This window comes from Streptococcus equinus, from assembly GCF_049393735.1.
GTDB lineage: Bacteria > Bacillota > Bacilli > Lactobacillales > Streptococcaceae > Streptococcus > Streptococcus equinus_G.
Map to the genome: position 1 here is coordinate 1,785,628 of NZ_CP185946.1, position 12,103 is coordinate 1,797,730.

The window sequence follows — 12,103 nt, forward strand, 5'->3', positions numbered from 1 at the left end:
CAAAACCCCGCTAGAACGGTAATTCTAGCGAGGCTTTTTAGTATTGTATATTGAATATTTTTGAGCTTAGATATTTGCCCAAACTGATTCAAGAATGTTAGTTTGGTCGCGGTCTGGTCCAACTGAGAATGTTGAAATGCGGACACCAACGAGTTCACCAACACGACGAACATAGTTACGAGCATTTTCTGGAAGCTCATCTAGGCTACGGCAGCCTGTGATGTCTTCTGACCAACCTGGCAATTCTTCGTAGATTGGTTTACAACGTTTCAATTGTTCAAGACTTGCTGGGTAGTGGTCGATACGTTGACCATCAAGGTCGTAAGCCACACAGATTTTAACAGTATCAAGTCCTGAAAGAACGTCGATTGAGTTAAGTGACAAGTTTGTGATACCTGATACACGGCGGCTGTGGCGCATTACAACTGAGTCAAACCATCCAACACGACGTGGACGTCCAGTTGTTGTACCATATTCGTGACCGATTTCACGGATACGATCTCCAACTTCATCCAAAAGTTCTGTTGGGAATGGTCCGTCACCTACGCGGCTTGTGTAGGCTTTACATACACCAACAACTTTATTAATTTTACTTGGACCAACACCTGATCCGATTGTAACACCACCAGCAACAGGGTTTGAAGATGTAACAAATGGATATGTACCTTGGTCGATATCAAGCATAACACCTTGTGCACCTTCGAAAAGAACGCGTTTACCAGCGTCAAGAGCATCGTTCAAGATAACTGATGTATCTGTAACGTAATCTTTAATTTGTTGACCATATTCATAGTACTCTTCAAAAATATCTTCGAACTTAATAGGTTCGCTGTCATACATTTTTTCAAAGAGACGATTCTTTTCTTCCAAGTTCACGCGCAAGCGTTCAGCAAAGATTTCTTTGTCCAAAAGGTCAGCAATTCGGATACCAACACGTGCTGCTTTATCCATGTAAGCAGGGCCGATACCTTTGTTTGTTGTCCCAATTTTGTTATCACCTTTAGAAGATTCTTGCAAACGGTCAAGTTTGATGTGATATGGCAAAATAACGTGAGCACGGTCTGAAATACGAAGACTATCTGTCTTAACACCTTCATCGTGCAAGTATTTCAATTCAGTTACCAATGATTTTGGATTGACAACCACACCATTTCCGATTACAGAGATTTTCTCTGGGAAGAAAATACCTGATGGAATCAAATGCAATTTGAATTTTTTACCATCGATAACGATAGTGTGTCCTGCATTATCTCCACCTTGATAACGTGCAATCACTTCGGCATCTTGTGACAAGAAGTCAGTGATTTTACCTTTACCTTCATCACCCCATTGGGTACCAACAACTACTACTGATGTCATATTCTGTTTGATATTGATACAAAACTATAGCGAACAAATAAAAACGAGACCAACTTATCAAGCCTGTCGTTTCTATCTCCAAGCCATAAAATTGTATCTTCATCCTTTCTATACAACTTGGCAGGAATCTCACCTGCGAGTTTGTCTTACAATTCATTATATGACTTTTCTGCTTTTTTTTCAATATTTCGATGCAAAATATTGATATTTCCGAACTTTTTTCAAAAAAATATCGTAAAATCACATTTTTTCTAACAAAGTCATAAAATTCTGAAAACTTTTTCATGATAGTTTTCAAGCTCTGTAGCAATTCTTTGCAATTTCACAAAGTTTTCCATAGAATGAGATTACGACACTAATGATAGCATTATCATTAAATAAAATCACTATGAGGAAATAAAATGACCGTCAATGGTTTATTACAAAATACATCAAAATATTCGCCGATTTTGCAAGCAACATTCGGGCTAGAAAGAGAAAGTTTGCGCGTCAACAAAGCAAATAAAGTCGCACAAACTAATCACCCCGATAATCTTGGCAATCGCTCTTTCCATCCTTATATCCAAACAGACTACAGCGAAGCCCAGATAGAGCTTATCACTCCTATCGCAAAAACAACCCAAGATGCCCTTCGTACCTTGGGAGCTATCACAGACGTCGCTGGACGCTCCATTGACACCGATGAATATCTCTGGCCGTTATCAATGCCACCAAAACTTATTGAAGATGATATTCACATCGCCAAGTTAGACGACGCTTGGGAACGCCAGTACCGCGAGCATTTGGCTGAAAGCTATGGCAAAATTCTCCAATCTATGTCTGGCATTCATTATAATGTCGAACTTGGTAAGGACTTGGTTGCAACCTTGTTTGAAGAAAGTGACTACGACTCTTTTGTTCACTTCAGAAATGACCTCTATCTTAAATTAGCACAGAACTTCTTACGCTATCGTTGGCTGCTGACTTACCTCTATGGTGCTTCGCCAATTGCTGAGAAAGGTTTCTTGAAACAGTCACTAAATCAACCCGTGCGCTCAATTCGCAACAGCCACCTTGGTTACGTTAACCACAAAGATATTCAAGTATCCTACCAAAGCCTTGAACGCTATATTTCTGACATTGAAAGTTACGTCAATTCTGGAAAAATTACTGCCGAAAAAGAATTTTACTCTGCTGTTCGCTTGCGCGGCAGCAAACATGTCCGTGATTATCTGACAAAGGGTGTTACTTACCTCGAATTGCGTACTTTTGACCTTAATCCTTTTGACAACCGTGGGATTACTCAAGAGACACTTGATACCGTACACCTTTTTGTCCTAGCTCTTCTTTGGTTAGACAATAGCGTCTCTATTGACCAAGACATCATCAAAGCTACCGTTCTTAATGACCGTATCGCACTTAGCCACCCTCTTGAAAAATTGCCTGAAGAGGCTCCGATTACAGAAATTATCTCTGCCATGCAATCAGTCGTTGCACACTTTGAGTTACCTGAATACTATGCTGGGTTGGTAGAAAAAATCAAAAAAGCTGTCAAACATCCTGAATTGACTATCGCTGGACGCTTGCTAGAAGAGATTGACAATCTATCATTAGAATCTTTTGGGCAAAGACAAGGTCAAGCCTTTCACGATTATGCTTGGCAAGCACCTTACGCACTCAAAGGCTACGAAAACATGGAATTATCAACACAATTATTGATGTTTGATGCTATCCAAAAAGGTGTTCACTTAGAAATCCTCGACGAAAACGACCAATTCATCAAACTTTGGCACGGTGACCACGTTGAATACGTTAAAAATGCCAACATGACCAGCAAAGACAGCTACATCACTCCACTTATCATGGAAAATAAAGTTGTCACTAAAAAACTATTGTCAAAAGCTGGTTTCCCAGTTCCAAAAGGCGAAGAATTCGCTGATAAAGCAGCTGCGCTCCGCTATTTCTCACAAATCAAAGACAAAGCTATCGTCGTCAAACCAAAATCAACTAACTTTGGACTTGGTATTTCTATTTTCAAGGAATCTGCCGACCTGACAGCCTATCAAAAAGCCTTGGATATCGCCTTTGCTGAAGATGATACTATCTTGGTCGAAGAGTTTATTTCAGGTACGGAATACCGCTTTTTCATCCTAGATGGCAAATGTGAAGCAGTGCTTCTTCGTGTTCCAGCCAATGTTGTCGGAGACGGCAAGCACACCATCGCTCAATTAGTAGAGATGAAAAATCAAGACCCACTGCGTGGACGTGACCACCGTTCTCCACTTGAAATCATTGACCTTGGCGATGTTGAAAAGCTCATGCTCCAACAACAAGGTTACACGCCTGATGATATTCCAGCTGACAGAGTCCGTGTTGATTTGCGACGTAACTCTAACATTTCAACAGGTGGAGATTCCATCGATGTCACTGACATCATGCCAGACGGCTATAAAACATTAGCTGCACAAATGGCTAGCGCTGTCGGTGCTTGGGTGTGCGGAGTAGATTTGATTATCCCAGATAAGACACTCCCAGCTAGCAAAGAAGAGCCAAACTGTGCTTGTATCGAACTTAACTTCAACCCTGCTATGTACCTGCACACTTATTGCCACGAAGGTCCAGGACAAGCACTCACTCCAAAAATCCTAGCCAAACTCTTCCCTGAACTTTAGCCCATAAAATCTTTGCCTCAAATACAGTCATCGCTTGTCATTCTTGCCCGTTTTGCGATAAAATAAAATCAATCTTAGATAGAAATGGATTGAATATATGTCTCGACCTAGAAATAACGGAGGAGGTCTTATTACCGCTATTATTGGTGTAATCCTCCTTATTGCTTTACTTGAAAGCTTGTTAGAAATCATTATTCCACTTGCTATCATTGGTGGTATTGGATATGGTATTTATTATTTTGCGACCAAGCAATCACGTCTTGAAAAGGTCAATACCAAAGAACGCCTACAAGATTTAAAAGACAACATTCGTATCGCTGACCGCCAAGTCAAACTTTTGGATAATTATCTCGACGAAAAAGATTACACCCAATACGTTGTCAATGCGCGCCAGCTATTGCCACAAATACGTCACATCAAGTCTGAAGTTAGTGAGCTCAAAGCAAAAATGGATTTAAACATCTACAAACGTGTTCTCAAAAAAGCTGAAACCGTTGAAAAAGATATCGAATTCCAACTAGACCGACTGGACGTCTCACCTGCAAATCCTGACATTTCTGAAGAAGAAGCTGATTTACTAAAACTCGCTCCGGAGTTAGCTCATCTTTACAATAACATCCAGCAAGACCATTTGACTATCTTGAAGAAGATTGAAAATGCTGATAATAAAGAAGAGCTCACTGCTCTTCACGAGGCTGATATGGACCGCTTCCGCGATATTTTGGATGGCTATCTAAAAATCAAAAAAGCCCCGAAAAATTATTACAATGCTGATGAGCGTTTAGCAAAAGCGAAAGCCGCAATGGAAAAATTTGATTTGGCTCTCGATGAAACACTTAGAAAGCTAAATGAAAGTGACTTAAAAGACTTCGATATCAGTCTTCGCATGATGGCTGACGACGATACAAACTTATAAGTTTAATGGGAGGGTATTATGGCTGATACTTTTAACTTTGACATTGATAAAATCGCAGACAATGCAATCACAAAAACAGACAAAACAACCGAAATCATCGTAGCAACTGATACTTCAGCAACTGGTCAAGTCTCTTTTTACGACAAATTGACTCCTGAACAACAATCAGCAATCACAGCAAAAGCGCCTGCTTTAGTTGATAATTTTGTTGCTGACCAAAATGCTCTGCTGGATTTTGGAACATCTGCTGTTGAAGAAGTTAACACGACTGTCAACCGTATTTTGGCTGAGCAAAAGAAACTTGAAATTCCACAAGTTGAGGACCTGCTCAAAAACGCTAACCGCGAGTTAAACGGCTTTATCGCCAAATACAAAGACGCTAAACCTGCTGAGCTCGAAAAGAAGCCAAATTTCCTACAAAAGCTCTTTAAGCAAAGCAAAAATAGCCTGCAAGAATTCTATTTTGATTCACAAAATATCGAGCAAAAAATGGATGGCATGGCTGCCGCTGTTGTCAAACAAGAAGAAACCTTGGCTCGCAACATCGTCTCAGCAGAAATGCTGATTGAGGACAATAACAAATCTATTGAAAACTTGGTTGGCGTTATTGCCTTTATCGAAGCTTCTCAGACAGAAAGTGCCAACCGTGCGCAAGCTCTTCAAAATGAACTTGCAACACTTGATAGCGCAACACCTGATTACCAAGTAAAATCTGATGAATTAGCTCGCATGACTGAAGTCATCAATACGCTTGAACAACAGCACACTGAATACCTCAGTCGCCTTTACGTTGCTTGGACAACCACACCGCAAATGCGCAACATGGTCAAAGTCTCATCAGACATGCGCCAAAAACTTGGCATGCTCCGTCGCAACACCATTCCGACAATGAAATTGTCAATTGCCCAGCTCGGCATTTTGCAGCAATCCGTCAAATCTGGCGTGACTGCTGATGCTATTGTCAATGCTAATAACGCTGCGCTTCAAATGCTTGCTGAAACAAGCAAAGAAGCCATCCCTATGCTCGAACGCACTGCACAAAGCCCAACCGTTTCTATCCAATCTGTCACAGCTCTTGCTGAGAGCCTCGTCGAACAAAACAACGGCATTATCGCAGCTATCGACAACGGTCGCAAACAGCGCGCCCAACTCGAAGCAGCCGTTGTAAAATCCGCAGAAACCATTAACGACTCTGTTAAAATTCGTGACCAAAAAATCGTCGAAGCCCTTCTTAACGAAGGCAAAGAAAGCCAAGAAGAAGTCGAAAAAACAGACGTCACAGAAGAAAAATAAACTAAAAAGCGAGGAGAACCTCGCTTTTTTTGCTTCTCATTTTTCACTGCATGATTACGCTTTACAGCTCACAATACTAGCCCATCAATTTTGCTTTGTGTTATAATATTCTTATGGATAAACTTATAAAATCAATTTCAAAATCTGGTTCTTTCCGTGCTTATGTGCTTGATAGCACTGAGACTGTTAGAACTGCTCAAGAAAAACACCAAACACTCTCTAGCTCTACAGTTGCTCTTGGTCGAACACTTATTGCCAACCAAATTTTAGCTGCTAACCAAAAAGGAGATAGCAAAGTAACTGTCAAAGTTATTGGTGATAGCTCACTTGGTCACATCATTTCTGTGGCTGATACAAAAGGACACGTTAAAGGTTACATTCAAAATACTGGCGTTGACGTTAAGAAAACAGCTACTGGCGAAGTTATCGTCGGTCCATTTATGGGAGCTGGTCAATTCGTTGTCATTACAGACTATGGCATCGGAAATCCTTACACTTCTTCAACCCCACTTGTCTCAGGTGAAATCGGTGAAGATTTAGCCTTTTATTTGACTGAATCTGAGCAAACACCTTCTGCCGTTGGACTTAACGTTCTTCTTGACGACGAAGACAAAGTCGAAGTTGCTGGAGGATTCATGTTGCAAGTTCTGCCAGGTGCTTCTGAAGAAGAAATCAATCGCTACGAAAAACGTATCCAAGAAATGCCTGCCATTTCAAAACTCTTGGAATCTGACGACCACATCGAAGCTCTTTTAAATGCTATCTACGGCGAAGACGAATACAAAGTTCTCTCTGAAGAAGAAATCGGCTTTGACTGTGACTGTTCACGTGAACGTTTTGAAAATGCCCTTATCACACTTGGTAAAGACGAACTCACAGCCATGAAAGACGAAGACCACGGCGCTGAAATTACTTGCCAATTCTGTGGTAAAACTTACAACTTCACTGAAGAAGATTTGGAGGGGTTAATCAATGACTAAACTCAGCTCATCATTTATGATTGGTGATGTTGAAATCCCTCACCGTACGGTTCTAGCACCCATGGCAGGGGTGACAAACTCTGCTTTTCGTACTATTGCCAAAGAATTTGGAGCTGGCTTAGTCGTAATGGAGATGATTTCTGAAAAAGGTCTCCTTTACAATAACGAAAAAACTCTTCACATGCTTCATATTGATGAAACAGAACATCCAATGTCAATCCAACTTTTTGGTGGCGACGCAGATGGTCTAAAACGCGCAGCTGAATACATCCAAGAAAATACAAAAGCTGACATCGTTGACATCAATATGGGCTGTCCTGTCAATAAAGTTGTCAAAAACGAAGCAGGAGCAAAATGGCTCAAAGACCCTGATAAGATTTATCACATCATCGATGAAGTCACTTCTGTTCTTGATATTCCACTTACCGTAAAAATGCGTACAGGCTGGTCAGATAACTCTCTAGCTGTTGAAAATGCCCTTGCTGCTGAATCAGCTGGTGTCTCTGCCCTTGCTATGCATGGACGCACACGTGAACAAATGTACACAGGTAAATGTGACCTTGAAACACTTGCTCGCGTTTCAAAAGCCATCACTAAAATTCCATTTATCGGGAATGGTGACGTGCGCAGCGTTCACGATGCGAAATACATGATTGAAGAAATCGGTGTTGATGCTGTTATGGTTGGGCGCGCTGCCATGAACAATCCTTACATCTTCACTCAAATCAATCACTACTTTGAAACTGGCGAAGAATTGCCAGATCTTCCATTTGTCAAAAAATTGGACATTGCAGAAGATCACCTCAAACGCTTGATTGACCTCAAAGGTGAAAAAATCGCTGTCCGTGAATTCCGCGGCTTAGCCCCACACTACCTCCGTGGTACTGCTGGCGCTGCCAAAATCCGTGGAGCCGTCTCACGCGCAGAAACCATCGACGAAGTTAAAGAAATCTTTAATAGCTTACGATGAGATAAAAAATCCCTGATAACAAAAGTTATCGGGGATTTTTTATGTTAAAATTCAACAGATTTAAATTTCTTAAATCCAAAATAAGATAGCACTACAACATAAATGAAAGTCACAATTACAATACCGACGACAGCCTCCACAAGCTTACCTTCGTAAATCATTTGATTATAGCAAGTTGGGTAAGCTAGAGCAACTGGACCACCGATAAGTGCAATAATTTCAGTTGCTGTTCCAATAATCACACCAGCCAATAATGTGACACCGCCACTAAAATATAGTGAGAAGAAAGCAGCAAGAAAAATTGAAATATAAAAATCGATGAAAGAAACGCCGATACTCAATAAAGTTTCTAACATTTCCTTAGCTGTTGCAGGAAATATTGCATGGCTACCTAAAGGAAGTTTTACAACAGCACCATAGTGCGCTACAAGTGTAAAACCTAAAAATAGCACTCCAAAAATCGTGACAATTAAGCACAAACTAAGAATCTTAGCTATAAAGATTTTCTTTCTATCAATATCTTTATACAAAAACAGTAAAGAATTATCAATTTCTCGTCTAAAAACAGTGTGAGTCAAATAATAAAGTGCGAGAACTGGCAAAGTAATTGAATTAACTGTACCAAATAGCAAATTAAAGAACTCAATAAAACTAAATGTAGTTCCTGGATCTGCACTAAGTTTCATAAACTCTGAATCCGGGAAAAATGAAGATAGGTAAAATACTAACGGATACAAACTAAAGGCAAGAAAAATCTTTGTTTCTTTGCGTTTCCAGACAGAATCAAATACTGCTAAAAAAACATATTTCATCGTATCTCACCCTTTCATAAAAACATCTTTCAGATGGTTTTCCTTAACAGAAATGCCAGCAATTAATTCGTGACTAGCCAGAACTTCAAAGAGGCGGTTAAGCTCTTTCGCTGCTGTCACTGTTGAAATATCAAGTGAGTGCCCTTCTAGAACAATCGTTTCACTCAAGAATGGATTTAAAACAGTCAAATCTTTAGTTGTATCCAAGTCAACCACAAGACTTGGATTTTCTTTTCCTTCAAAAGCATCCGCTAATTTTCCTGCTTCAATGTAGACGTAACGATTACACAAAGCTTCCAATTCTCCAAGTTGGTGACTTGAAATCAACATAGAAATTTGACGTTCACTTGACCATGTTTTCAAAATGGTAATTAACTTTTGCACACCAATCGGGTCAAGTCCTACAAAAGGCTCGTCCAAAATCAAGAAATCTGGCTCAGCAACCAAGGCAATCGCTAAGGCTGTACGCTGTTTCATCCCGAAAGAGAAACCTTTTGGCTTACGATTGCGAGCATCCCAAAGCTCAACCAATTTCAAAGTACTTTCAATATTAGAATAAAGTTCCTCTTTGCCATGTAGTTTCAAATAAAATTTCAAATTATCAATAACAGACATCTCAGGATAAAAGACTGGGTCAATCATAATTCCAAAATCATCTAAGACATTGTCACGACTATTGATATCAGTTCCATTGTAAGTGATTGTTCCACTAGTCGGTTTTTGAGATTTGGCAATCATTTTCATCAAAGTTGATTTACCAGCACCATTTTTCCCAATCAAACCAACAATCTCGCCCTTTTCAATCTCCATTGAAACATCAGAAAGCGAGTAGAAATCATTTCCCGCAAATTTTTTTGACAAGTGTTCAATTTTAAGCATATTTTCTCCTGATTCTTCCTTTAATCCTAGAATTCAATTTTTTTAAATTTATTTTTAGCCAATAAATACGTAATTTCCAAATACACGATTGATAAAATAGCTGCTATAAAAAATGCCTTACCAAAAGATAATTCCTTGATTAGTTCAGCATAGCTATTTGGATAAACATAACGAAACGTCTTCAACATTGGAGCTACCATAGAAAGAAGCGTAAATAGCACTCCATACAAGGCAGCAACTAATGTTTTTTTGCAAATGGCAATCCAAGCAATCAGAGATATTGTTATTAAGTTTAAGGCAATCGTTGTTAATAAAACGATTAAATTCTTCTCAAAATCAAGCATGCTACTTGGCATTATTCTGATTTGTAAACCATATTTTGGAATAAGAACAGCGTAATAAGTAATTATCCCAACAAATGATGATAAAGCCAAATAAATGACATACAGCAAAAACAAACCATTCATTTTTGCTTTAAAAATACGATTTCTATTGATGTCTTTGTATAAAAACATAATGCCGTTATCAATTTCATCACGAAAAACTGAACTAACAATAAATGCTATTATCAAAGTCGGAATAATTAACTTATATTGAGTATCCAAGGCTCCAACAATAAATGAAAATAGACTCGAGGTGAATCCGTCAGTAGACATTGTATCAATATTTTGATTTGCCATAAAAAACGGGGTAACCAAAGGCAAAAGTGAGAACGCCAGCAAAATACTGACATCACGTCGTTTAAAAATCGATTTAAAAATAGCTGAAAACATATATTTTTCTCCTAACTATTATTTACAGGTTATTATAGATTAAATGCATCTCAACAGCTTAAAAATGTAATGAATGGTAGCTATATTGTCATGAATGGTTTTTTGACAAATAAAAAAAACATTCCTCGAACCGTTTACCCCACTTTCATCTCCTGCCTAAACTGATAATCAGCGCTTGTCGTATTCAAGATAACATTATCATACTTATCTAAAATCTCTTTAACATTGGCTAGACCGATGCCTCGATTATCGCCTTTTGATGAAAAGCCTCGCTTAAAGATGGTTTTGGTGTTGATTTTGGAAATCTTTGTACTATTTTCGATAACTAATAATTGTTGTCCTCTGTCTTCAAAATAAGCTAAGGTTAAACTTGGTTTCTTTGCCAAAACACTAGCTTCGATAGCATTATCCAAAAAAATCGACAATATAGTAATAAAATCTAAAATTTCTATATTAGGTGAACTAATGACTTCTGGGATTTCAACAGAAATATCTACCCCCATATTGTTGGCCTTAAGCAATTTTGTAGATACAATACTCTTGATTGCATCATTTTGAAGGTTTGAGAGGTTAGCAATATCATATTTACCTTGATAAAATTTCTTATCAGTATTTTCAAGTACAGAATGATAAACCTTTTCTACAGAGTCAATATCCTTTGCCTTAATCGATTCATTCAAGCTCACCAAAACATTAGTATAATCATGACGAAAACTTCGAATTTCTTGATAAAGTGATTCAATATGATGGCTGTATTCAGATAAAGACTTAAGTTGCTGATCTTTTTGTGAGCTTAACTCTTGCGCTTGATAACGTCTAAAATTGTAATTTAAATATAGTAAGATCCCTAATAAAAATAATAAGTATAGTGATACTAACTGAATCCTACAGTAGATATAATTAATATTAAGTTTAACCCATCCCTCTGACTCAAGACCAGGAAGACTTGAAAGGACATGCATCATAAAAATATACAGTATTAATGATATATTTAAAACGTTGGTAATAATTTCAATCTTTTTATATTTTTTTCTCTTAGTAATTTCATAAACATCAAGATTTATCAACTTAACAAATCCCCAATAAAAAGGAACAACTAAAAGAACTAAAATTAAATCCGACCACGCAAAATTTCTCCACTCTTCAATTGTTAAATTTAGTGAAAATCTAAGGTATATATCTGCAATTCTTGTAAAAACATCATCAATGGCATACGGAAATAAACTATAAAAAAGATATTGACTCCAATTCCAATTTGTCTTGAAATGCTTTACCAAAAGTAAAATAAGAGGTAAAAAAAGTGGCTCAGCAAAAAATACAATATTATAGTCAAAGTATTCAATTAAAGTAAAAAATAAGGGAATTGCTAAAAATAATTTCCAACCCAGTTTATAGTGACTAATTTGTTGAAAGATAAATAATTTTATGAGCCAACTAACAAAGTACATTCCTTCATATTCGACTGTCATC

The 12,103-nt window shown here is 38.1% G+C and carries 10 protein-coding genes; 5 read left to right on the forward strand and 5 right to left on the reverse strand.

What is annotated here, in order from left to right; genetic code table 11:
- Positions 1–66: 66 nt before the first annotated feature.
- Positions 67–1,359, reverse strand: coding sequence for an adenylosuccinate synthase (locus ACNTMY_RS08940; RefSeq protein WP_423216180.1), 1,293 nt, complete (start codon positions 1,357–1,359; stop codon positions 67–69).
- A gap of 401 nt (positions 1,360–1,760) precedes the next feature.
- Here ACNTMY_RS08940 and gshAB point away from each other — a divergent pair, with 401 nt between their 5' ends.
- From gshAB to dusB, 5 genes are all read left to right on the forward strand, one after another.
- A complete protein-coding gene (gshAB, locus tag ACNTMY_RS08945) occupies positions 1,761–4,010 on the forward strand; it encodes a bifunctional glutamate--cysteine ligase GshA/glutathione synthetase GshB (protein ID WP_423216181.1) in 2,250 nt (749 codons plus the stop codon).
- Between the two features lie 97 nt (positions 4,011–4,107).
- The gene (locus ACNTMY_RS08950; RefSeq protein ID WP_423216182.1) at positions 4,108–4,926 is read left to right on the forward strand and encodes a hypothetical protein; all 819 of its coding nucleotides are present in this window, start codon (positions 4,108–4,110) and stop codon (positions 4,924–4,926) included.
- Positions 4,927–4,944: 18 nt separating this feature from the next.
- The gene (locus tag ACNTMY_RS08955) at positions 4,945–6,219 is read left to right on the forward strand and encodes a toxic anion resistance protein (RefSeq protein ID WP_423216183.1); all 1,275 of its coding nucleotides are present in this window, start codon (positions 4,945–4,947) and stop codon (positions 6,217–6,219) included.
- A 113-nt stretch (positions 6,220–6,332) separates the two neighbouring features.
- Positions 6,333–7,199 (forward strand): Hsp33 family molecular chaperone HslO, encoded by an 867-nt coding sequence (gene hslO, locus ACNTMY_RS08960; protein ID WP_021143267.1) that lies wholly within the window; start codon positions 6,333–6,335, stop codon positions 7,197–7,199.
- A complete protein-coding gene (gene dusB / locus ACNTMY_RS08965; RefSeq protein WP_027968310.1) occupies positions 7,192–8,169 on the forward strand; it encodes a tRNA dihydrouridine synthase DusB in 978 nt (325 codons plus the stop codon). The genes hslO and dusB overlap by 8 nt, the downstream gene beginning before the upstream one ends.
- Positions 8,170–8,213: 44 nt before the next feature.
- Here dusB and ACNTMY_RS08970 read toward each other — a convergent pair whose 3' ends face one another.
- The 4 genes from ACNTMY_RS08970 to ACNTMY_RS08985 all read right to left on the reverse strand — a co-directional run bounded on the left by ACNTMY_RS08970 (position 8,214) and on the right by ACNTMY_RS08985 (position 12,102).
- Complete coding sequence (locus ACNTMY_RS08970; protein WP_423216184.1) at positions 8,214–8,981, reverse strand: hypothetical protein; 768 nt, start codon at positions 8,979–8,981, stop codon at positions 8,214–8,216.
- Between the two features lie 6 nt (positions 8,982–8,987).
- Positions 8,988–9,860, reverse strand: a complete 873-nt coding sequence (locus ACNTMY_RS08975; protein ID WP_423216185.1) for an ABC transporter ATP-binding protein — start codon at positions 9,858–9,860, stop codon at positions 8,988–8,990.
- A gap of 26 nt (positions 9,861–9,886) precedes the next feature.
- Positions 9,887–10,633 carry a hypothetical protein gene (locus ACNTMY_RS08980; RefSeq protein ID WP_423216186.1) on the reverse strand — a complete coding sequence of 249 codons (747 nt, stop codon included), beginning with the start codon at positions 10,631–10,633 and terminating at the stop codon, positions 9,887–9,889.
- Between the two features lie 134 nt (positions 10,634–10,767).
- Positions 10,768–12,102, reverse strand: a complete 1,335-nt coding sequence (locus ACNTMY_RS08985) for a sensor histidine kinase (protein WP_134775694.1) — start codon at positions 12,100–12,102, stop codon at positions 10,768–10,770.
- Between the last annotated feature and the right edge of the window lies 1 nt (position 12,103).